This window comes from Rhodococcus sp. 14-2470-1b (genome assembly GCF_002259415.1).
In the GTDB taxonomy this organism is placed as follows: Bacteria; Actinomycetota; Actinomycetes; order Mycobacteriales; family Mycobacteriaceae; genus Rhodococcoides.
The window spans coordinates 121,725-144,112 of record NZ_NPFY01000031.1; the positions used below are offsets into that span (position 1 = coordinate 121,725).

The window sequence follows — 22,388 nt, forward strand, 5'->3', positions numbered from 1 at the left end:
GTGAGCGAGTCCGACAAGAATCAAGAACCCGGTTCCGGTAGCTCCTCCGACGGCACCGAGTCGCGGCCCGAATTCGCCTCGGCGTTCGATTACGACGCAACCGCCGAGGCGTCGCTGTCCGAACCCCCTGCTACCTCGGAGGCAGGCCCGGTGACCGGAGCCGTCGGCTCGGGTTCCGGGTCCGGCCCAGGATGGGACGTCCACTCCGGGGTCGGAAACGGTCCGGGTTGGGGCGAGAGTCCGAGTTACCCGCCGCCCAGCACTCCGGACACCACACCGCAGCCGACGGTCGATCTGGGCAAGCGCGCGTCCGCGGCCGGCGATCCGACGGCTGCTCACACCCCCGATTCTCAGGGTTACCCGTCGTACCAGGCGGATTCGCCGACGACTGCATTCGGCGCACCTGGCGGCCCCGTGTACGGCCCGCCGGATCCGAACTATCCGCAACCGGGCCCGTACGACGGACAGGGTTACAGCGGATCCCAGGGCTACAGCGGATCCCAGGGTTACGGCGAATCCCAGGGCTACGGCGAATCCCAGGGCTATGGTCCGCAGCAGGGTTATGGCGGATCCCAGGGCTACGGTCCGCAGCAGGGCTTGGGTCCACAACAGGGTTACGGTCCACAACAGGGTTACGGTGCTCCGCAGGGTTACGGTGCTTCGCAGAGTTACGGCCCGCCGCCCGGATATCCAGCGCCATCTGCGTATGCCGTGGGGCCGTACGGTGTGGATCCGGCCGCACCCTACGGCCGTCATCCGGTGACGGGTGAGCCGCTGTCCGACAAGTCGAAGGTGACCGGCGGCGTGCTCGGCATTCTCCTCGGTCCGTTCGGTGCCGGACGGTTCTATCTGAATCAGCCCGGCATGGCCGTCGCGCAGATCGCGGTGACGTGGTTGACGTGCGGTATCGGCGGCATCTGGCCGTTGATCGACGGGATCATGATGCTCACCGGCAACGTGCGCGATCAGAACGGGCGCCCGCTGCGGGACTGAGTCCGCCGGCACCGTTCTCCGGTGGCTGCCTGCGGTTGGAGGTAGTCGGCCTGTGGTTTCGGTGTTTGTCAAGAGCTACGGTAAGCTCCAGGCATTCGGTGTTGAGGCCGAATTCCTTCGCGGGCCAGAGTTGTCCCGGTAGACCCGTTCAGTGAAACAAGAGTTCCCACGAGCCTAGAATCGTGTCGGAGCTGATCGCTAGCGGAGTTGCCGAGGAGAACGAGACGGCGCCGTGATGTTTCGAGTGCCGTTCGCTCTGCGGTGCCTCCCTGGCCGAGAGGGAGGTGGCGGATTTGCTGTTCTCACAGTTGCCGGCGGAGCAGGGGCTGTACGACCCGTCTCGCGAGAAGGATTCCTGCGGCGTCGCGATGATCGCGGACATCGCGGGTCGCCGCTCTCACAGCATCGTCGCCGACGGTGTTCTCGCACTGGAGAATCTGGAGCATCGGGGTGCTGCGGGCGCCGAGCCGAACAGCGGTGACGGCGCAGGCATTCTGATTCAGCTTCCGGTCGAACTGTTGGCCTCCCTCGCCGACTTCCCGTTGCCCGACGCCGCCGCCGACGGCGCGAACACGTTTGCCGCCGGTATGTGCTTTCTGCCGCAAGGAGTACGTGAGCGGGCTGCCGCCGTGGCTCGGGTCGAAGCGATTGCTACCGAGGAGGGTCTGTCGGTCCTCGGGTGGAGCGAGGTCGAGGTCGATCCGGACAAGGCCGACATCGGTGTGACGGCACTGGGTTGTATGCCGCACATGACGTATCTGTTCGTGACGGCTCCCGAGGTGAACGGTGTCAGGCCGTCGGGCGTGGCCCTGGATCGTCTGGTGTACGGCTTGCGGAAGCGGGCCGAGCGGGTGACACCGGAGATCGAAGCTGCCGGAACCGGGCTGTTCTTTCCGTCGCTGTCCTCGCGGACGATGGTCTACAAAGGCATGCTGACGACGATGCAGTTGCCGTTGTTCTTCCCGGATCTTCGTGACCCGCTGTGCATGAGCGCAATTGCCATCGTGCACAGTCGATTCTCGACCAACACGTTTCCGTCGTGGCCGCTGGCGCACCCGCATCGGTACGTTGCGCACAATGGTGAGATCAACACCGTCAAGGGCAACCGGAACCGCATGCGCGCCCGTGAGGCGATGTTGGCGTCGAGTCTCATTCCCGGTGACCTCGAGCGTCTGTATCCGATCTGCAATCCGGACGGTTCGGATTCGGTGTCTCTCGACGAGGTCCTCGAACTTCTGCATCTCGGCGGGCGCAGTGTGCCGCACGTGGTCATGATGATGGTCCCCGAGCCGTGGGAGAACCACCGCAACATGGATCCGGCGGTACGGGCGTTCTACCAGTTCCATGCGTCGGTCATGGAGGCGTGGGACGGGCCTGCCTGCGTCACGTTCACCGATGGTGCGTACGTCGGGGCCGTTCTGGACCGGAACGGTCTTCGTCCGGGCAGGTGGTGGCAGACCGAGGACGGTCGGGTCATTCTCGCCAGCGAGGCCGGTGTGCTGGACGTGCCTCAGTCCGAGGTGGTGGCCAAGGGGCGGCTCGAGCCCGGCAAGATGTTCCTGATCGACACGGAGGCAGGCCGTCTCGTTCCCGACGAGGAGATCAAACTGCAGCTCGCGTCCGAGCATCCCTATCAGGAATGGCTGCATGCAGGCCTGCTCGAGATCAAGAGCCTGCCCGACCGTGCGCACATCCAGTACAACCACGACTCGGTGGTTCGTCGGCAGGTTGCGTTCGGGTACACCGAGGAAGACCTGCGCGTCGTACTGACGCCGATGGCCGCGTCGGGCGGTGAGCCGTTGGGATCGATGGGAACCGACACGCCACCCGCTGTACTCTCGCAGCGGTCGAAGCAGCTGTACGACTACTTCATCGAACTGTTCGCGCAGGTCACGAACCCTCCGCTCGATTCCATTCGCGAGGAGATCGTCACATCACTGACGCGCGTGATGGGCCCGGAGCAGAATTTGCTCGAGCCGTCGGCTGCATCGTGTCGTCAGATCGTGCTGCCGTGGCCGGTGCTGGACAACGACGAGCTGAACAAGATCATTCACATCAACTTCGACGGCGATCACCCTGGGTTGTCGGCGACCGTGCTGCGGGCACTGTACGAGGTCGAGCGCGGCGGCGAGGGTCTCGCCGAAGCCATCGAGGATCTGCGTCGTCGTGCCAGCGATGCGATCGCCGCTGGATACCGAACGCTCATCATCTCCGACCGAGACTCCGACCACACGTACGCGCCCATTCCGTCGCTGTTGGCCACGGCTGCAGTCCACCACCACCTGGTACGCACCAAGGAACGCACCAAGGTCGCTCTCGTCGTCGAGTCCGGTGACGCACGCGAGGTGCATCACCTTGCTCTGTTGATCGGCTTCGGTGCGGCGGCGGTCAACCCGTATCTGGCCATGGAGTCCATCGAGGATCTCGTCGCGGAGGGCGAACTCACCGGTGTCGAGTCCACGGTCGCGGTCCGCAACTACCTGTACGGGCTGGGCAAGGGCGTGCTCAAGGTGATGTCGAAGATGGGCATCTCCACGGTCGGCTCCTATACCGGTGCGCAGGTCTTCGAGGCCGTCGGTCTCGACAAGGAGGTCGTGCGCGAGTACTTCAAGGGGACGGTCAGCACTCTCGGCGGTGTCGGCTTGGACGTTCTGGCCGAGGAAGTGAAGCTGCGGCACCGTCGCGCCTACCCGGAGAACCCCACCGATCGGGTTCACCGCCGTCTGGACATCGGAGGTGAATACCAGTTCCGTCGCGAGGGCGAGCTGCATCTGTTCACTCCGGAGACCGTGTTCTTGCTTCAGCACGCGACGCGCACCGGGCGTTACGACGTGTTCCAGAAGTACAGCAGCGAGGTGGACCGGCTGGCGCGGGAAGGTGGTGCGCTTCGCGGGCTTTTCGAGTTCAAGGAAGGCTTGCGCGCCCCTGTTCCGCTGGACGAGGTCGAGTCGGCCGACTCGATCGTCACCAGGTTCAACACCGGGGCGATGAGCTACGGGTCGATCTCCGCCGAAGCACACGAGACCATGGCCGTCGCCATGAACAACCTCGGCGGTCGCTCCAATTCCGGTGAGGGCGGCGAGGACACGGATCGGTTGTACGACAAGTCTCGTCGCAGCGCGGTCAAGCAGGTCGCCAGCGGCCGCTTCGGGGTCACGAGCGACTATCTGGTCAATGCCAGCGACATCCAGATCAAGATGGCGCAGGGCGCGAAGCCGGGGGAGGGTGGGCAGCTGCCCGGCTACAAGGTGTATCCGTGGGTCGCCAAGACCCGTCACTCGACGCCCGGTGTCGGTCTCATCTCGCCGCCCCCGCATCACGACATCTACTCCATCGAGGACTTGGCGCAGCTGATCCACGATCTCAAGAACGCCAACGAGAATGCACGCGTCCACGTCAAACTCGTCAGCTCGGTCGGAGTGGGCACCGTGGCAACGGGTGTGAGCAAGGCGCACGCCGACGTGGTCCTGATCTCGGGCTACGACGGCGGCACGGGTGCGGCGCCGTTGACGTCGCTCAAGCACGCGGGCGCTCCCTGGGAGATCGGTCTCGCCGACGCTCAGCAGACTCTGGTACTCAACGGACTCCGCGACCGAATCACGGTGCAGTGCGACGGTGGGCTCCGCACCGGCAGGGACGTCATCGTGGCGGCGCTGCTCGGTGCCGAGGAGTTCGGATTCTCGACGGCTCCGCTCATCGTGTCGGGATGCATCATGATGCGTGTGTGTCATCTCGACACGTGCCCGGTGGGCGTGGCGACACAAAACCCGGAACTACGCAAACGGTTCACCGGAAAGCCAGAGTTCCTGGAGGACTTCTTCCGGTTCGTGGCCGAGGACGTGCGCAAGTATCTGGCGCAGCTCGGTTTCCGCAGCATCGACGAAGCCGTCGGGCACGCAGATGCTCTGGAGACGGCCGCCGGTGTGGCGCACTGGAAGAGCAAGGGCCTGGACCTGACGCCGATCTTCGCCATGCCGAAGGATCAGCACGGGGCACCGATGACACAGCGTCGACGCCTCCGCGGTCAGGACCACGGACTCGATCTCGCGCTCGACCGAACCCTGATCCAGTTGGCCGAGGGTGCACTCGAGGATGCGCACCCTGTGAAACTGGAACTGCCGGTGCGCAACGTCAACCGAACCGTCGGCACTCTGTTGGGTGCGGAGGTCACGCGCCGGTACGGTGGCGCGGGGCTTCCCGACGACACGGTGCGCGTCGAACTGACAGGGTCTGCAGGTCAGTCGCTCGGTGCATTCCTTCCCACCGGGATCACCCTCGATCTGATCGGTGACGCCAACGACTATGTCGGGAAGGGGCTTTCGGGCGGCCGCGTCGTCGTCCGGCCGTCACCCGACGCCACCTTCGTCGCGGAGGACAACGTCATCGCCGGCAACACCATTCTGTATGGCGCCACTGCGGGTGAGGTTTTCCTGCGCGGACGGGTGGGGGAGCGGTTCGCGGTCAGGAATTCCGGCGCGACCGCGGTCAACGAAGGCGTCGGCGACCACGCGTTCGAGTACATGACAGGTGGCCGTGTCGTCGTCCTCGGACCGACCGGACGCAACATGGCCGCCGGTATGTCCGGAGGTATCGCCTTCGTCCTCGGGCTGGACGAGAGCAACGTCAACATGGCCATGGTGTCTCTGCAGACGCCCGATCCCGACGATCTCGCGTGGCTGCGGGACACAGTCGAGAATCACCGGAAGTGGACGGGATCCGCAGTGGCGTCGTCGCTGCTCGCGGATTGGCCGCGCCGTTCCGCTCTGTTCACCAAGATCATGCCCGTCGACTATCAGCGTGTGCTGGAAGCGACCTCGATGGCGCGCGCCGAGGGGCGCGACGTCGACTCAGCAATCATGGAGGCTGCACGTGGCTGACCCACGAGGATTTCTGAACATCGTCAAGCAGGAAGCGGCGAAGCGGCCGATCGGTGAGCGCGTCAAGGACTGGAAAGAGGTCTACTCGCACCAGCCTGCCGACGAGCGAGCCGTCGAGGTCTCCGATCAGGCACGCCGGTGCATGGATTGCGGAATTCCGTTCTGCCACTCGGGAACTGCGGGCTGCCCCCTCGGCAACCTGATTCCGGAGTGGAACGACCTGGTACGTCGAGGCCGCTGGGACGCTGCGAGCGATCGCCTCCACGCGACCAACAACTTCCCGGAGTTCACCGGTCGCGTCTGTCCTGCGCCCTGCGAGGCTGCGTGCGTGCTCTCGATCTCGGAGAGCGAGACCGGTGGAAGCGTCACGATCAAGCGCGTCGAGCAGACCATCGCGGACCTGGCGTGGGACGAAGGCAGCGTCGTGCCGCAGCCGCCGACGATCAGCACGGGTAAGACCGTCGCGGTGGTCGGTTCCGGCCCGGCCGGACTCGCCGCTGCCCAGCAGTTGACCCGTGCGGGTCACGACGTCACCGTGTACGAACGGGACGACAGGCTCGGGGGTCTGCTTCGGTACGGAATCCCCGAGTTCAAGCTGGAGAAGTCGGTTCTGGATCAGCGTCTCATGCAGATGCGTGCGGAGGGAACTCATTTCGTCACCGACTGCGAGGTGGGAATCGACTTCACCGTCGAGCAGTTGCGGGCGAAGTTCGATGCCGTCGTTCTTGCTGTCGGTGCGTTGCGTGCGCGGGACAACACCGAGGTCGAGGGTCGCGGTCTGAGCGGTATCCATCTGGCCATGGAGCATCTGGTGCCGTCGAACAAGGAGTGCGAGGGAGACGGCCCCACGTCCATCTCGGCGAAGGACAAGCACGTCGTCATCATCGGCGGCGGAGACACCGGAGCCGACTGTCTCGGCACGGCGCACCGTCAGGGTGCCGCGTCGGTGACGCAGTTGGACTACAACCAGGCGCTTCCGGATGCTCGGGACGACTCCACGTCGCCGTGGCCGTCGTGGCCCCTCGTTCTGCGTACCTCACCGGCCCACGCCGAGGGCGGTGTGGTGCGGCATCAGGTTGCCGTCCAACGCTTTCTGGGTGACGAGAACGGCCGCGTCCGAGCGATGGTCCTCGCCGAGGTCGAGGTGCAGCGCGACGCGGACGGTCGACGGATCATCACCCCCATCGGTGAGGAAGTCGAGCTTCCGTGCGACCTCGCGCTCTTCGCGATCGGGTTCGAAGGCGTCGAGCACAGTCCTCTGCTCGACGACTACGGCCTGTCGCTGACTCGTCGCGGTTCGGTTTCCTGTGGACCCGACTGGCAGACCACCGCTCCCGGCGTGTTCGTCTGCGGCGACGCTCATCGAGGCGCGTCGCTGGTGGTCTGGGCCATCGCGGAGGGACGGTCCGCAGCGCACGGCGTCGACGCGTTCCTGACCGGTCGCTCCGACCTTCCGTCGCCGGTTCACCCGACCGCTCTGCCTCTCGCAGTGGTGTGATCAGCGCCGTTGTGACACCGTAGTCTGTACCGATCCAGGTCGGTTCACCTGTGGCAACTCACTACTACCGGTCAGTAGTGTTTGGTCGGGGACCTCTGCCGTAGAGAAGGTGAGGTGCACCGACTACGCTCGTGATCGTGAGCCGACGTACGAAGATCGTTTGCACCCTTGGACCTGCAACCGCCAGCGCTGAGCGAATCCGCGAACTCGTCGAGAGTGGAATGGATGTCGCTCGACTGAATTTCAGCCATGGTGATCACCCCGATCATCAGGCCAACTACGAGTGGGTCCGTGCGGCCTCGAATGCCACCGGCAAAGCCGTCGGCATCCTTGCCGACCTCCAGGGACCCAAGATCCGTCTCGGACGGTTCACGGAAGGTAAGACCACCTGGGCCGCCGGTGAATTGGTACGCATCACCGTCGACGAGTGCGAGGGCACGCACGACCGCGTGTCGACGACGTACAAGGAATTGGCGCAGGACGCCAAGGAGGGCGACAGGCTCCTCGTCGACGACGGCAAGGTCGGACTCGTCGTCACGGGAGTCGAGGGCAACGACGTGCTGTGCCGCGTCACCGAAGGTGGACCGGTCAGCAACAACAAGGGCGTGTCCCTGCCGGGTATGGACGTGTCCGTTCCGGCGTTGTCGGAGAAGGACATTGCCGACCTCGAGTTCGCACTGTCGCTCGGAGTCGACTTCATCGCGCTGTCGTTCGTTCGCTCCCCTGCGGACGTCGAGCTCGTGCACGCGGTCATGGATCGCGTCGGCCGCCGCGTGCCGGTCATCGCGAAGCTCGAGAAGCCCGAAGCCGTGGACAATCTCGAAGCCATCGTGCTTGCGTTCGACGCAGTCATGGTGGCCCGCGGCGACCTCGGTGTCGAACTCCCGCTCGAACAGGTTCCGCTGGTGCAGAAGCGCGCGATCCAGATCGCGCGTGCCAACGCCAAGCCCGTCATCGTCGCAACGCAGATGCTCGAGTCGATGATCGAGAACTCGCGCCCCACCAGGGCAGAGGCGTCCGATGTCGCGAACGCCGTACTCGACGGCACCGACGCGGTCATGCTGTCCGGTGAGACCTCCGTCGGCAAGTACGTGATGGAGACCGTGCGCACCATGGCCCGCATCGTCGAGACCGTCGAGAGCGAGGGCGATCCCGTTCCTCCTTTGACTCATGTTCCGCGTACCAAGCGAGGCGTCATCTCCTACGCCGCGCGTGACATCGGTGAGCGTCTCGACGCCAAGGCGCTCGTCGCGTTCACTCAGTCCGGCGACACCGTGCGGCGACTCGCGCGTCTGCACACGTCGTTGCCGTTGCTCGCTTTCACCTCGATTCCCGAGGTTCGTTCGCAGCTGGCTCTGAGCTGGGGAACCGAGACGTTCCTGGTTCCCGATGTGGCCACTACCGATGCGATGGTGCTCGAGGTCGACAAGGCTCTGCTCGAACTCGGGCGGTACAACAAGAGTGATCAGGTCGTGATCGTGGCCGGTGCTCCTCCCGGCACAGTAGGCTCGACCAACTTGATCCACGTGCACCGAATTGGGGAAGAGGACCGGTAAGTGACCGATGCGGGGGGAACGGGTGCAACCACTGCACCCGGCGCTATTGAAGTGAAGACGGATCTGGAGACGCTCCTCGAGCTGCTGGCGCTCGAGGAGATCGGCGAGGACAAGTTCCTGGGGGTACACCCTCGTCAGGTCGGAAGCCGGACCTTCGGCGGTCAGATGGTCGCGCAAGCGCTCATCGCAGCCGGCCGAACGGTCACGGGAACGACCCGTGACGTCCATGCGATCAACGCGCACTTCATCCGTGGCGGTGATGTGAAGAAGCCGATCGAGTACCACGTCGACCGACACCGCGACGGTCGAGCATTCGCCAACCGGCAGGTCACGGCATATCAGGACGGCAACGAGATCTTCGTGATGCTCGCTGCGTTCCAGGATTTCGGCACCGGACTCGAGCACAGTGTCGAGCTGCCGGATGTTGCATACCCGGACGCGTTGCCGCCGCTCGGCGACCACTTCGTCGGTTACGAGGACAGGCTGCAGATGTTCGTCGACGCGCTCAAGCCGATCGACATGCGCTACGCGAACGATCCCGCGTGGATTCTGCAGGGGACCGGCGAGAAGCTCAATCACAACCGCGTGTGGATGAAGGCCGACGGTGATCTTCCCGACGACGCGATCTTCCACGCCGCCACGATGGGGTACGCGTCGGACACGACGGTGCTCGACTCCATCATCACCACACACGGTCTGTCGTGGGGGTTCGATCGGATCGTCGCGGCAACCGTGAACCATTCCATCTGGTTCCATCGACCGTTCCGATTCGACGACTGGGCGTTGTACGCGACGGAGTCTCCTGTCGCGGCGGGGTCCAGAGGCCTGGCCACGGGCAGGTTCTTCTCGATGGACGGCTTGCTTCTCGCGACGGTGGTGCAGGAAGGTCTGATCAGGCACTTCCCTCGGAAGGCCTGACTCGATGGCAGTCCACCGGTCAGGCCAGAGCCGGCGCGATCGTCGTGGTCCAGGCTTCGCGTAGCTGGTCTTCGAAGAGCGGCCAGGTGTGAGCGCCCCGCTCACGCATGGAAATCGTTGCTGGAACTCCAGTTCGGTGCAGAGCGTCGACGAACAGTGACGTGCAGTAGTTGACCAGCGCTTCGACGACGACCCCGCCGACGGGTGGGAAAGCACCGACCGGGATGCGGTCCACGGGTCCTGGAAGTCCTTCCGACGCACTGACGTACACCGCTGTGCCGCGCAGTCTTTCGACGTTCACGGCCGGGTCGTGTTCGCGCCACGCAGGGTTGCCCGGCAATCCCCACATGTTGAACGGGTTGTTCAGGCCACCCGCGATCATCGTCGAGATTCCTGCCATCGCAAACGGATTCGAGGGTGCAGGGCAGCCGCTGAACGACGCCGCGGCGTCGAACACGTCCGGTGCCTGAATGGCCAGATCGAGCGCGGGGCCTCCGCTCATGGACAGGCCGGCGATGCCGTTCTTCCCGGTCGAGCCGAAGTGGCCGTCGATCGCCTGGGGGAGTTCGCGGGTGAGATAGGTCTGCCACTTGTAGTTTCCGAGCACCGGGTCGGGGTTCTGCCAGTCGGTGTAGAAGCTGAACCTCCCACCGACCGGCATGACGACGGTGACGTTCTTGTCGGCGAAGAACTCCGCTACCGAAGAGTTCCCGAGCCATCCCACGCCGTCCTCGTTCCCGAGTGCACCGTTCAGGAGATAGAGGGTGGGAAGAGTGCCGCCGTGGGAAGGCCGCAGGACGTCGTTCGAGATCACCTTGTCCATGGACGGCGAATACACGTCGACTACGGAGTGAGTTGCGGACATTGCGCGAACATCGACCACATCGGCCGTCGCAGCGGGCGCAGCATGCGCGGGGCCGGCGACCGTGAGGGCGCTCGCCGCCAGCGCGAACACGACGACCGAACGCACCATCAGTAACTTCTGCCACATTCGCATCAGTCGATGGTGGCACGCATCGGCATGACCGCTGCTAACGATCAGGCGTCGAATCCACAAAGTTCGCCTGTGTCGTCCGTGATTTTCCACGAAGTACCAATAGTGTCCGTTCCATGCCGGAAACCGACACGTTTCGACGACACGACGGGCGATGGGTCACGTTCGCAGTTGTCGCCGCAGCCGTCGCCCTCGTCGCGCATGCGTGGACGTTGGGATTCGCCGGCTTGTACGGACTGTTCGGGAACGGGGTCGACGCCATCGTGTACCGGCACGGCGGTGGGACGTTGCTGACCGGTGAGGGCCTGTATTCGTTCTCGTTGTTCGAAACCTCGCTGCCGTTCACCTACCCGCCGTTCGCTGCTTTGGTGTTCGTTGTGCTTGCCGTGCTACCGATCTCGGCCACGACGGCGGTCGTGGGCGTCGTCAACATCCTGCTTCTCTACCTCGCGGTCCTTCTGAGTTGGAGGATTCTCGGGTACCGCGGAGTGCCCACTCATGTCGTCGCCCTCGGATCGGCGGTGGCGTTCACGTGGCTCGAACCGGTTCGAATGACACTGTGGCTCGGGCAGATCAACCTTCTTCTGCTGATCCTCGTGCTGTGGGATCTCGGTCGTCCCGATGGCAGTCGTCTGCGAGGAATCGGTGTCGGCCTCGCCGCGGGGTTGAAACTGACACCGGCATTCTTCGTCGTGTATGCGCTTGCCGCCAGGCAGTTCCGGACTGCGGCGGTGGCCGTCGCGACGTTCGCCGCCACTGTTCTCGCGGGATCGATTCTGTTGTTCGACGACGCACGCACCTTCTGGACCAGCGCGATCTTCCAGTCCGATCGGATCGGCTGGCTACCGTCGCCGGCGAATCAGTCGGTGCACGGTGTGCTCGCTCGAATTTGGTCCGACGGGTCGCCGCCGATGGCACTGTGGCTCGGATGTGTACTCGTCGTCGGCGTGCTCGGACTGTGGTGCGCGGTGGCGGCCGAGCGCCGAGGCGCTCGGTTGCTGTCGTTGACCATCTGCGGACTGACGACTCCCATGGTGTCCCCGTTCTCGTGGGGACATCACTGGGTGTGGTGCGTGCCGTTGGTCGTGGTGGTTCTGGACTGGGCTGCGAGATCCGCTCGGTCCTGGAGCTGGGCGATACCGGCCCTCGTCGTGGCCCCGTTCGTCGCCTGGTACTGGACGGCGCCCAGTGGCACTGCCGTCATCGGCACATTCATGCTCGGCGTCCCGTCATGGGCGAGAATCCCGGTGACATCGGTCTACCCGATCGTGTTCGCGGTCGTTCTCGTGGTTGCGGTCGTCTCGACTGCTGGACCGAGATATCTCCGGCAGAGGCTGCGCGACCGATCGCCACGCGTCGAGCTTTCGGTCGAAGGACAGAGAGGCGTGAGCGGGGCTGGTCGACGGAAGCCGACGTACGGCGACATCGCGTACGGACGGGGAGACGTGGCGAACAAAACTCGTCTCGGCCTTGGCTCCGTTGAAGAAGATGCGCTGGATGGAAGGAAATTCGCCGAGCAGGGAGTCGAAGTCGTTCGTCTCGACAGTGGACTCGACGATCGCGGAGTCGAGGCTCCCGTGCCGCGTGCATAGTTTCACGACATCCCACACCGCGATTCCGCGAGCGAGCAGAATCGCGGTTCGCTCGTCGTAGGACTTGTCCAGGCCTGCACCGAACAGCGCTCCCATGATCGGCCAGAACGCGTTGCGAGGATGCGCGTAGTACTGTGCCGCTTTCAGCGATGCCACTCCGGGCATGGAGCCGAGGATCAACGTGTGCGACGAACGGTCGACTATCGGCGGAAAGCTGTGCACCGTGGTCATCCCACCAGCATGTCAGGCCCAATCGCGTGCGGGCGCCGGCGTCGTCGACGACAATGGAGCCATGTTGGATCCACGAGTACTCGACAATCATGAACTCGACGCAGAACTCGCTGTACTCAAGCGTGGGCGCGATGCATCGATGGACGAGGGTGCGCAAGGCGCCGAGCTCGCGGAGGCGGATGCTCTGATCGAGAAGTTCGAAGCCGAGATCCGTCATCGTCACGAGCAACCGCAGGGAGATTAGATCCGCGCCGCCACGGTCAACACAGCACACGCCAGCGCGGCCGCCGCCGTCCTGGCATGGTTCCAGCGTGTCCATCGAGTGAGATAGTCCGCCCACACTGCAGCACCCTGGCTGCTCGACGGGTCGACTGCAGCCAGAGAATCGTTGAGCGGCACGTTGATTGCGATCGTCATTGCCACGCACCCGACCACGTACACCACCGCACCGGCAACGACGAGCGTCCGCGAATCTCCGCCCGACGCGACGCTCGCGACGGCGGCGGTCACCGCAGCGGCAGCGGCGCCGAGGAAAACCGTCAGGAACAAGGGCGAGACGATCGCGATGTTGATCTGCTGCATCGTGGCAGCGGCCTCGGCGGCGGGTCGCGTTGCGAGCGCGGGCATGACGCTGACCGAGAACGCCATCAGCACTCCCGCTGTGAGTCCGCACCCGACCGCCGCGGTCGTGGTGGCAGTGGAGGCGAGAACGTCGATCACGATGGTCTCCTTTCCGTCGATTCGTCCAGTTCGTCGACTCGTCCAGCGTGCACCTGTAGTCGCTGGACGGACAATGTCTTTCCGTCGCAGTTTCATGCTCGTTCGTCCATGTCGTCGTAGGATCGGTCGGTGCGCGGCCACGATCCATGGGCATCATCCGACCCGCTCGGAGAAGCCCTGCATTTCGTCCGGATGACCGGTGCGTTCTACTGCCGGTCCGAGCTGGCCGAGCCCTGGGGGCTCGCGATGCCCACAATGGAGGACTGCCTGTGGTTTCACGTCGTGGTCGCCGGGCGATGTCTCCTCGAGGTCGACGGCGCCGAGCCTCGGTGGCTCGCTCCGGGCGAATTCGCACTGGTGCCGGATGGATCCGGGCATGTCCTGTCCAGCGACGCCTTCTCTGCCGAGTCGGCCCCTCTCGTGCACGATTTGCATCACGACTACATCAGCGATCGATACGCCGTCGTCCGCCACGGAGGCACCGGATCCTCGACGATCATGATCTGTGGAGCAGTGCGGCTCGATCACCCGTCGGTCGGAAAGCTGCTCGACTGCCTGCCGTCGCTGATCGTCGTCGAGTCGGCACCGACACCGCAGCTGTCGTGGATGCACAGCACACTGGGCCTCGTCGCCGACGAGGCACAGCGAATCCGACCCGGTGGGGAGTCCGTCATCACGCGGTTGTCGGACATCCTCGTCATCCAGGCGTTGCGGTGGTGGATCGAGAACGATCCCGCGGCCGGGACCGGTTGGCTCGGTGCACTGCAGGATTCAGGGATCGGCCCCGCGCTGGCGATGATTCACCGCGCGCCGGAGAAACCGTGGACCGTGGCCGCCCTCGCCACCGAGGTCGCGATGTCGCGTTCGGCGTTCGCCGCACGCTTCACGGCACTCGTCGGTGAAGCGCCCATGCGCTACCTCGCGCGCTGGCGGATGCAGTGTGCCCACGACGCACTGAAAACCGGTGACTGTACCGTCGCAGAGTTGGCACATCGAAGCGGGTACGAGTCCGAAGCCGCCTTCGGCCGAGCATTCAAGAGACTCGTCGGTCAGTCACCGGGAAGCGTCCGTCGCCGCGGGCTACCGGCAATCCGACATCAGTCCAGAAGGTGACGCAGATACATCGACGGATCGGACAGGTACCGACGCCAGTGCGCGACGAGTTCCAGTTCTTCCCAACTGGTTCTGCGCAGACCGTGATCACCGACTTCCACGACGTCGGCTCCTGGTAACGACGCCAACACAGGCGAGTGGGTCGCGCAGACGACCTGGGCCCCGGCGTCGGCGAGTTCGGACATCAACGCCACCAGTCGTAGGCAGGCAGTGAAGGACAGTGCCGACTCCGGTTCGTCCAGCACGTAGAAGCCCGGGTCCTGGAACATCGCGCGAAACACCGCGAGAAAGCCCTCGCCATGGCTCAATTCGGTGGTGTCTTCGTCCCAGTAACCCTGCACGCCCGAGTAACGTTCGGTCAGTTCGACGGCCGTTTCGGCACGGAGAAAGAAGCCCTTCTTCTGCAACCGCGGTCCTCGAAGCATCCGTGCGCCTCGCGGTGTCGTCTCGAGTTCGATGACGTCGCCCAGCAGGGTTCGAACGGTGTCCGTGCGCGGCAGTCTCGACGCTCGGCCGCCCCGCGAATCGAGATCGAAACCCTCCGCGACAGCTTCGACGATGGTCGACTTACCCGAGCCGTTGTCGCCGACGAGCATCGTCACCGGCGCATGGAACTCGAGTCCGTCTCCGACGAGGTCCGCCACGGCAGGAACGGTGAAAGGCCAGTCGTCGACGTGATCGACCGGATCGACGAATGCGCGCTCTACGAACATGAATTCAGGCGGTCACCGGTCGATCGACGTATCCGGTCACATGGGTGCTGTCGGCACTGCATTGGAAATAGACCCATTTCGGTTCCGACCGGTCCGCAGCATCTCCGAACCGGTGAGTGACACGCTGAGCGCACAGAGTGCCGGCGCCGGTGTCATGGCATCGAAGATTGCTGGGTATGTACATCGCTTCACTGTATGCCTAGCGACTACACCGTATGAATAGCCGCTTCACCGATGGCCTAGCGGTGCGGGTCGGTGTACCAGTGACGCTGGGGGGTGGTGCCCTCGGTGAGACTCGAACTCACACTGGACGGGTTTTGAATCCGTTTCCTCTGCCAATTGGGATACGAGGGCTGGCGTCTTCGTGCGGTTCACTACTTTAGAAGATGCGCTTCAGGCCCCGTACACCGGTACCCTCGAAGGGTTCGTGGAACCAGGTGAGGTCTGCGGCACAGTGCCGGGCATGCGAGGATTTCTGCTGGTCGATGACGTGTCTAAGGAGACTGGTAAACGATGAATGCTCCTGCCCAGCAAGAGAGCGCAAAGCCCGCTCTACGGGTCGTGGTCGCCGAGGACGAATCGCTCATCCGCCTCGATCTGGTGGAGATGCTGCGTGAAGAGGGCTACGAGGTGGTCGGTGAAGCGGCCGATGGTCAGCAGGCCGTCGACCTGGCCGTGGAACTTCGTCCCGATCTGGTGATCATGGACGTCAAGATGCCTCGCCGGGACGGGATCGACGCAGCGTCGGAAATCGCCGAGAAGCGAATAGCTCCCGTCGTCATCCTGACGGCGTTCAGTCAGCGTGAACTCGTGGAGAAGGCTCGCGACGCGGGAGCGATGGCGTATCTGGTCAAGCCGTTCTCCAAAGCTGACCTGATGCCTGCCGTGGAACTCGCGGCAAGTCGGTACACGGAGATCTCGTCGCTCGAGAGCGAGATCGCCGACCTCCAGGAACGACTGGAGACGCGCAAGCTCATCGAGCGGGCGAAGGGCAAGCTGATGGAATCTCAGTCGCTCACAGAGCCACAGGCGTTCAAGTGGATTCAGCGCGCCGCGATGGATCGCCGGACGACGATGAAGGCCGTCGCCGAGGTCATCATCGAGACGCTGGACACCCCGCCCGAGTCCTGATTTCGGGCCCGCACGCTACGGCGATGTAAATCTTCGGCCCCTCAGGTCACAGTCAGGTCACGAGCCGTCTTCTCGCCCATCGCGAACCGATGGGGACAGCTAGCGTCGGATCCACACACGCGGCGCATGACTCACGTGCGCTTCGTTTTTGGATCGACCAAGGAGACCCTAGATGGCAAAACGGACCTATGTCCGCACGGCTGCGGTGCTGGGTGCTGCTTCACTGGCACTGTTCGGCTGTTCCTCGAGCGACGATTCCAGCTCGGGAGACAGTTCCAGCTCTGCCAGCGGTGGAAGTTCGGCGGCAGAAGAGACAACGGTGTCGACCGACTGCACGCCGGATCAGGCGACGGCAGGGGCGACCCCCGTCACGACCCCGCTGGTCGTCGGCACGTTGCTTCCCGAGACCGGCAGCCTTGCATTCCTCGGCCCGCCGGAGGTCGCGGGTGTGCGCCTCGCGGTCGACGAGGTCAACGCTGCGGGCGGCGTTCTCGGGCAGCCTGTTCAGCTCATTCCCGGCGACTCGGGTGACACGACGACGGACACCGCGAACACCACGGTCGACCGGTTGCTCGCAGGTGGAGCGGACGTCATCGTCGGTGCGGCATCGTCCTCGGTGTCGCTGAAGGTGATCGACAAGATCTCCAGCGCCGGCGTTGTGCAGTTCTCCCCGGCCAACACTTCGGATCAGTTCGTCTGCTACGCGGACAAGGGACAGTACTTCCGTACCGCACCCACCGATGTGCTTCAGGCGCAGGCGCTTTCGCAGCTCATCGCCGAGGACGGTGCGCAGCGCGTATCCATCCTGGCCCTCAACGACCCCTACGGCACCGGCCTCGCCGCCAACACCGTGGAGAACCTCGAAGCAGCGGGCATTCCGTCCGATCAGATCCAGTCGATCATCTACGACCCCAACGCACAGTCGTTCAACGCCGAGGTCGACGACGTGAACAACTTCGCGCCCGACGCCGTCGCAATCGTCGGCTTCGAGGAGTCCGCGAAGATCATCACGCGTATGCACGAGGTCGGCATCGGACCGTCGGACGGCACCCTCGTCTACGGCGTCGACGGCAACATGGGTAACGCCCTCGGCGAATCCGTCGCACCGGGCCTGCTCGACACGATGCGCGGAACCACCCCACTCACCGACGTCGGCACCGCCTTCCAGGATCGACTCAAGACCGTCGACCCCGCGTTGGTGGACTTCAACTACGCCGGAGAGTCCTACGACGCAGTCATCATCTCGGCCCTCGCGGCAGAGCAGGCCAAGTCGACGGCGGGCACGGACATCGCTGCCAACATCAACAGCGTCACCAAGGATGGCGAGAAGTGCACCACGTACGCACAGTGCCTTCCCCTCGTCCAGGCCGGAACCGACATCGACTACGACGGTGTCACCGGTGCGCTGAACTTCAGCGACGCAGGTGAGCCCGCCACCGGTTCCTACGGCAACCTGGTCTTCGGCCCGGACAACACCCTGAAGACGGACGGATACATCGTCGTCGGGGAGTGATCGGTCCTCGGTACTGACTCAGAACACACGGAACCCCGGTCCACCTGGACCGGGGTTCCGTGCTGTCGTGGGCCATGCCGCTTGGATTCCGTGCTGTCCGCTTCCCCGTTCGGAGCGAATGAACGTTTTGGTCAGTCTGACTGACCGAACGTCACGTTCGCTCCGCTTTGGGCATCCGCCGTTCGGAGCGAATGAACGTTTTGGTCAGTCTGACTGACCGAACGTCACGTTCGCTCCGCCTTGGGCATCCGCCTCGGTCTACCCCCGAGCCCGTCTGCACTGGGGGAGCACCCGGGCAGCCCCTCGAGATGCAGCAAGACCCGGGCTCGCGGGGTGAGCCCGGGTCTTGTGGGAGTGCGGAAGTTATTTCTTCTCTTTGCTTCCAGCCAGGGTGCCGAGGTAGAGCTCGATGACCTTGGGGTCGTTCATGAGGTTGGTGCCGGTGTCGGTGTAGGCGTTGCGTCCCTGGTCGAGGACGTATCCGCGGTCGCAGATCTGGAGGCAGCGGCGTGCGTTCTGTTCCACCATGATGATGGAGACGCCTGTTGCATTGATTTTCTTGCAGCGGATGAACACTTCGTCCTGGAACATGGGGGAGAGGCCTGCGGATGGTTCGTCGAGCAGCAGGACCGATGGTTCCATCATCAGGGCGCGGCCCATGGCGACCATTTGTCGTTCGCCACCGGAGAGTGCGCCTGCTTTGACTTTCTTGCGTTCGCCGAGGAGCGGGAACAGTTCGCTGACGAAGTCGAAGCGTTCCGCGAATTTCTTCGGACGCAAGTAGATTCCCATTTCGAGGTTTTCCTCGATGGTGAGTGACGGGAAGACGTTCTGCGTCTGTGGCACGTATCCGACGCCTTTGGTGACGAGGACGTGGGCTTCGGCGGACGTGATGTTGTCTCCGCGGAGTTTGACCGAGCCCTTGCGCACGGGGATGAGCCCGAACAGTGTTTTCAACAGGGTCGATTTTCCGGCACCGTTGGGGCCGATGATGCCGACGATCTCGCCGTCCTTCAGGAAGAAGTTGCACTCTTCCAGAATGTTGACGCCCGGTATGTATCCGGCGACGAGGTTGTCGGCGCGGACCAGTGCCCCCTCCGCGAGGCGGGCGTGTTCCTCTGGTGTGGCGGCGAATTCGGCGGGTGTCAGTTTGTCGGTGTTCGGTTCGCTCATTTGCCGTCTTCTTCCTTGGCGTGCTTGCCGGTTGCGACGTCGGCAGACGCGACGAACTCGGGCTCGGACAGGTCGCCGCCTGCTTCGAGCTCTTCTGCTTCGGCCTGTTCGAGAGCTTCGGCCAGTTCGGCTGTGGCGCCGACGGGATTGCCGTTCTCGTCGAATTCGAGGGCCTGGTCGTGATGGCTTCCGAGGTAGGCGTCGACGACGGCGCCGTTGTTGGACAGGTCTTCCGGGGTGGATTCGGCGATGACGCTGCCTTGTGCCATCACGACGACCCAGTCACTGATGTCGCGGATGACGTCCATGTCGTGTTCGACGAACACGACCGTCATCCCGTCGTCGCGCAGCGACTTGATGTGGCCCAGGAGGCTTTGTGTCAGTGCGGGATTGACGCCTGCCATGGGCTCGTCGAGCATGACCACGGCCGGATCGGTCATGAGAGCGCGCGCCATTTCCAGTAGCTTGCGCTGACCGCCGGACATGGAGCCGGCGAGGTCGTCGGCCTTCGCGTCGAGCTTGAATCGCTCGAGCAGTTGGTAGGCCCGGTCCGTGATCTCCTTCTCCTGCTTCTTCCACGTCCAGGGCATCAGCGTGTTGACGATCCGTTCGCCGCGCTGGCCGGTGGCGCCGAGTCGGACGTTGTCGAGCACGGTCAGTTTGGACAGTGCCTTCGTCAACTGGAACGTACGCACGACGCCCTTGCGCGCGACTTGGTGTGGGTGCATTCGGCCGAGCGACTGTCCGTCCATCGACCAGGTGCCCGTGTCGGGGCGGTCGAATCCGGTGAGCAAGTTGAACAACGTGGTCTTACCAGCACCGTTGGGTCCGATGAGGCCGGTGATGCAGCCTCGCTGGATCTCGAGATGTGCGACGTCGACGGCTTTCAGGCCGCCGAAGGTTCGGGACACTCCGTCGACGACGAGCGTCGGATCCGGTTTTGCCGCACCGGGAGTCTGGGGGACTCCGGCGAACAGTGCTGACCTCTCCTGAGCGCTGAGTGGCCGCCGTGCGTCCGCTGTTGTCTTGTCAGGCATTGAGCTGTACCTCTCGCTTGTTGCCGAGAATGCCTTGCGGCCTGAACACCATCATCACGGCGATCAGAATGCCGAGGAGTACGAATCGGGTTGCGCCGACCTGCTGTTCGGTCAGGTTCAGCAGGGGATCGGGGCCCGAGATGGCTTGCCGCAGGATGGCGTCGGGGATGGAGAGAAGGAACCAGAACAGCATGGCTCCGAGGACCGGGCCGAATACTGTTGCGGCACCGCCGAGGATCAACGCGCCGAAGGCGAAGAACGTCTGTGCGGTGGAGTAGAAGTCCGGGTTGATGGACTTGGTCTGCAGGGCGTTGAACACGCCGCCCATGCCTCCGATGACGCCACCGAGAACAAGAGCCTGCATCTTGTAGACGAAGACGTTCTTGCCGAGCGATCGTGCTGCATCCTCGTCCTCGCGGACGGCCTTGAGGACGCGACCCCATGGGCTGTGCGTGAGCAGGTAGATGAATCCGCAGAGGATCAGTACGAGTGACCACCCGACCACCATGGCCCATAGGTCGTCACCGTAGAACTTCACACCGAGGAAGGCGTACTGCTTGCCGGAGTCGAACGGGCTGAGAGAGGTGAACGGGTCGGCGAAGCCGAAGATGCCGTTGGTGGACTTGGTGATCGGATCGGACGCCGTCGATCTGAAGACGAGTCTGAGTATCTCCGATGCTGCGATCGTGACGATCGCGAGATAGTCCGCGCGGAGCCGTAGCGTCGGGATGCCGAGGACCAGGGCCAGCAAGCCTGCGGCGCCGAGGCCGACGAGTATGCCCAGCCACAGGGGCTGCTGGTAGGTGATCGTCATGATGCCGACGCCGTAGCCACCGAGCAGCGCGAAACCGATCTGACCGAAGTTGAGCAGTCCGGCGTAGCCGAAGTGCAGATTCAAGCCGATTGCGAGTAGTGCGTAGAAAATTGCCGACGGCCCGACAAGTTGGGCGAGCGAGACCTGGAGTGCTCCGAGAATATCCACGTTGTCACCCGATCCTTTGTCGCGAGCCGAGTATGCCCTGGGGTCTGACGACGAGGATGAGAATCAAGACGAGCAGTCCTCCGATGTATTTGAGATCGGGATTGATGATCATCGTCGACCACTGGACCAGCAGTCCGACGATGACGCAGCCGAGGAGGGCTCCGTACGCAGTTCCCAAACCGCCCAGCGTGATTCCCGCGAACATCAGGAGCAGCAGCTTGAAGCCCATTTCCCACTGAACGCGGCCACCGAGCTCGGAGAGCCCGAACAGGACGCCGCCCAGGGCGGCGAGGCCACCGCCCATGCACCAGACGAAGGTGACGACGCGCTCCACGTTGATTCCCGACGAGGCGGCGAGGTCCCGGTTGTCGGCAACGGCGCGCATGGCCTTGCCGATTCGGGTGCGCTGAAGCATCACCGCGACGCCGACGAGGACGACGATGCTGATGACGATGCAGGCGAGGTTGACATTGGTGATCGCCAGCGGTCCCCATTCGTTCTGGGTCTGAGCCTGGTAGTCGGCGAACGGTTCGGCGCGATCGGAGAAGAAGATCAGGATGAGGTAGCGCAGTGCGATGGCTAGGCCGATCGACACCACGAGTTGAGCGATCAAGCCGGTCTTCCGTTTTCGCAGCGGGCGCCAGATCACTGTGTTGTTCAGCCAGCCGATCGCGATGCCGACGATGATCGCCAGTATCGTCGCCCAGATCAGCTGTATGCCCATGCTGACGTTGAAGACCCACGCGGCCACGGCACCGAGCGTCACCAGTTCTCCGTGCGCGAAGTTGGTCAGGCCCGTGGTGCCGAAGATCAGGCTGAGGCCTACGGCTGCCAATGCGATGACCAGACCGAAGCGAAGGCCGTCGACGGTGGTCCTGATGAACTTCTCGTAGAACGGCACCTCCGTGGCAGTTCTGGCTTCACCGAAGGAGAAGATGACGGTGTTGGCGCGTCCGGCCTGCACGTCGCGTTCCACCGAGCCCTGGACGCTGACTCCGTCCGGAAGGGTTTCGGAGTCGACTTCGAATGTGTATGTGCCAGGCGACAACTGGAGTGTCCAACGGCCTCCGTCCTGAGAGGTGGTGCGAACCACCTCGTCACCGGAGGAGTCGAATGCCTTCACATCGACGTCGGCAAGGCGTTCACCGCCGTTGTTGAGGCTTCCGCTCACGGCGACCGCGTCGGCGGGCGGTGCGTCCGAGATCGCGGTGGGCGGGGGAGTAGGGGTCGGTTCTTGTGCTGCAGCAGTGCCACCGAACGTCACTGCTGCTATGGATCCGAGTATCGCCAACATGAGGATCTGTCTCAGAAGGCGGAACGAACTTCGGTCTGTGTACCGAATTCGGA

General features: G+C 63.9%; 17 protein-coding genes, 1 tRNA gene and 1 pseudogene. 10 read left to right on the forward strand and 9 right to left on the reverse strand.

The features are described from left to right. The 5 genes from CH293_RS22115 to CH293_RS22135 all read left to right on the forward strand — a co-directional run bounded on the left by CH293_RS22115 (position 1) and on the right by CH293_RS22135 (position 9,842). The gene (locus CH293_RS22115) at positions 1 to 993 is read left to right on the forward strand and encodes a TM2 domain-containing protein (protein WP_094721506.1); all 993 of its coding nucleotides are present in this window, start codon (positions 1 to 3) and stop codon (positions 991 to 993) included. Between the two features lie 293 nt (positions 994 to 1,286). Further along, positions 1,287 to 5,870: a glutamate synthase large subunit gene (gene gltB, locus CH293_RS22120; RefSeq protein WP_094721535.1), complete on the forward strand. Its 4,584-nt coding sequence runs from the start codon at positions 1,287 to 1,289 to the stop codon at positions 5,868 to 5,870. After that, entirely contained in the window at positions 5,863 to 7,368 is a 1,506-nt protein-coding gene (locus CH293_RS22125; RefSeq protein WP_094721507.1) for a glutamate synthase subunit beta, read from the forward strand. The genes gltB and CH293_RS22125 overlap by 8 nt, the downstream gene beginning before the upstream one ends. 137 nt (positions 7,369 to 7,505) lie before the next feature. Next, positions 7,506 to 8,924 (forward strand): pyruvate kinase, encoded by a 1,419-nt coding sequence (pyk, locus tag CH293_RS22130; RefSeq protein WP_080732911.1) that lies wholly within the window; start codon positions 7,506 to 7,508, stop codon positions 8,922 to 8,924. Further along, positions 8,925 to 9,842, forward strand: a complete 918-nt coding sequence (locus CH293_RS22135) for an acyl-CoA thioesterase II (RefSeq protein WP_052059206.1) — start codon at positions 8,925 to 8,927, stop codon at positions 9,840 to 9,842. Positions 9,843 to 9,861: 19 nt separating this feature from the next. Here CH293_RS22135 and CH293_RS22140 read toward each other — a convergent pair whose 3' ends face one another. Further along, positions 9,862 to 10,839: an alpha/beta hydrolase family protein gene (locus CH293_RS22140; protein ID WP_052059207.1), complete on the reverse strand. Its 978-nt coding sequence runs from the start codon at positions 10,837 to 10,839 to the stop codon at positions 9,862 to 9,864. A gap of 113 nt (positions 10,840 to 10,952) precedes the next feature. On the opposite strand from CH293_RS22140, the pseudogene CH293_RS22145 reads away from it, so the two are divergent. After that, positions 10,953 to 11,867: pseudogene (locus CH293_RS22145) on the forward strand (glycosyltransferase 87 family protein); the annotation flags it as partial. Positions 11,868 to 12,065: 198 nt separating this feature from the next. Here CH293_RS22145 and CH293_RS28405 read toward each other — a convergent pair. Further along, positions 12,066 to 12,659 (reverse strand): DNA-deoxyinosine glycosylase, encoded by a 594-nt coding sequence (locus CH293_RS28405; RefSeq protein ID WP_080732913.1) that lies wholly within the window; start codon positions 12,657 to 12,659, stop codon positions 12,066 to 12,068. Positions 12,660 to 12,720: 61 nt separating this feature from the next. Here CH293_RS28405 and CH293_RS27960 point away from each other — a divergent pair, with 61 nt between their 5' ends. Further along, positions 12,721 to 12,903, forward strand: a complete 183-nt coding sequence (locus tag CH293_RS27960; RefSeq protein WP_141216857.1) for a hypothetical protein — start codon at positions 12,721 to 12,723, stop codon at positions 12,901 to 12,903. Here CH293_RS27960 and CH293_RS22160 read toward each other — a convergent pair. Then, a complete protein-coding gene (locus CH293_RS22160; protein WP_052059209.1) occupies positions 12,900 to 13,379 on the reverse strand; it encodes a DUF1772 domain-containing protein in 480 nt (159 codons plus the stop codon). The two genes, CH293_RS27960 and CH293_RS22160, sit on opposite strands and share 4 nt — an antisense overlap. Before the next feature lie 129 nt (positions 13,380 to 13,508). Between CH293_RS22160 and CH293_RS22165 the strand changes: the two genes are divergently transcribed. Next, entirely contained in the window at positions 13,509 to 14,492 is a 984-nt protein-coding gene (locus CH293_RS22165; RefSeq protein WP_094721508.1) for an AraC family transcriptional regulator, read from the forward strand. Here the strand turns inward: CH293_RS22165 and CH293_RS22170 are convergent. Together CH293_RS22170 and CH293_RS22180 are read right to left on the reverse strand one after the other, a co-directional pair. Next, entirely contained in the window at positions 14,477 to 15,205 is a 729-nt protein-coding gene (locus CH293_RS22170; protein ID WP_094721509.1) for an AAA family ATPase, read from the reverse strand. The genes CH293_RS22165 and CH293_RS22170 overlap by 16 nt on opposite strands. 277 nt (positions 15,206 to 15,482) lie before the next feature. Further along, a tRNA-Leu gene (locus CH293_RS22180) sits at positions 15,483 to 15,559 on the reverse strand. 159 nt (positions 15,560 to 15,718) lie between these two features. On the opposite strand from CH293_RS22180, the gene CH293_RS22185 reads away from it, so the two are divergent. Beyond that, positions 15,719 to 16,336, forward strand: coding sequence for an ANTAR domain-containing response regulator (locus CH293_RS22185; RefSeq protein ID WP_037107717.1), 618 nt, complete (start codon positions 15,719 to 15,721; stop codon positions 16,334 to 16,336). A 172-nt stretch (positions 16,337 to 16,508) separates the two neighbouring features. Next, the gene (locus tag CH293_RS22190) at positions 16,509 to 17,849 is read left to right on the forward strand and encodes an ABC transporter substrate-binding protein (protein WP_037107719.1); all 1,341 of its coding nucleotides are present in this window, start codon (positions 16,509 to 16,511) and stop codon (positions 17,847 to 17,849) included. 363 nt (positions 17,850 to 18,212) lie between these two features. Here the strand turns inward: CH293_RS22190 and CH293_RS22195 are convergent, their stop codons facing one another. Genes CH293_RS22195 through CH293_RS22210 form a run of 4 tightly spaced genes read right to left on the reverse strand, consistent with a single transcriptional unit; the run spans position 18,213 to position 22,335 of the window. Continuing rightward, a complete protein-coding gene (locus CH293_RS22195; RefSeq protein WP_037107722.1) occupies positions 18,213 to 19,022 on the reverse strand; it encodes an ABC transporter ATP-binding protein in 810 nt (269 codons plus the stop codon). Continuing rightward, entirely contained in the window at positions 19,019 to 20,059 is a 1,041-nt protein-coding gene (locus CH293_RS22200; protein ID WP_094721511.1) for an ABC transporter ATP-binding protein, read from the reverse strand. Before CH293_RS22200 ends, CH293_RS22195 begins: the two co-directional genes overlap by 4 nt. After that, a complete protein-coding gene (locus CH293_RS22205) occupies positions 20,052 to 21,041 on the reverse strand; it encodes a branched-chain amino acid ABC transporter permease (RefSeq protein WP_019665836.1) in 990 nt (329 codons plus the stop codon). Before CH293_RS22205 ends, CH293_RS22200 begins: the two co-directional genes overlap by 8 nt. 4 nt (positions 21,042 to 21,045) lie before the next feature. Then, entirely contained in the window at positions 21,046 to 22,335 is a 1,290-nt protein-coding gene (locus tag CH293_RS22210; protein WP_094721512.1) for a branched-chain amino acid ABC transporter permease, read from the reverse strand. Between the last annotated feature and the right edge of the window lie 53 nt (positions 22,336 to 22,388).

Bases quoted from the DNA above. Each gene is read 5' to 3' on its own strand.
- CH293_RS22170 (WP_094721509.1), bottom strand. From the start codon at position 15,205: ATGTTCGTAGAGCGCGCATTCGTCGATCCGGTCGATCACGTCGACGAC.
- CH293_RS22195 (WP_037107722.1), bottom strand. From the start codon at position 19,022: ATGAGCGAACCGAACACCGACAAACTGACACCCGCCGAATTCGCCGCC.
- CH293_RS27960 (WP_141216857.1), top strand. From the start codon at position 12,721: ATGTTGGATCCACGAGTACTCGACAATCATGAACTCGACGCAGAACTC.
- CH293_RS22200 (WP_094721511.1), bottom strand. From the start codon at position 20,059: ATGCCTGACAAGACAACAGCGGACGCACGGCGGCCACTCAGCGCTCAG.
- CH293_RS22140 (WP_052059207.1), bottom strand. From the start codon at position 10,839: ATGCGAATGTGGCAGAAGTTACTGATGGTGCGTTCGGTCGTCGTGTTC.
- CH293_RS22210 (WP_094721512.1), bottom strand. From the start codon at position 22,335: ATGTTGGCGATACTCGGATCCATAGCAGCAGTGACGTTCGGTGGCACT.
- CH293_RS22185 (WP_037107717.1), top strand. From the start codon at position 15,719: ATGAATGCTCCTGCCCAGCAAGAGAGCGCAAAGCCCGCTCTACGGGTC.
- CH293_RS28405 (WP_080732913.1), bottom strand. From the start codon at position 12,659: ATGACCACGGTGCACAGCTTTCCGCCGATAGTCGACCGTTCGTCGCAC.
- CH293_RS22190 (WP_037107719.1), top strand. From the start codon at position 16,509: ATGGCAAAACGGACCTATGTCCGCACGGCTGCGGTGCTGGGTGCTGCT.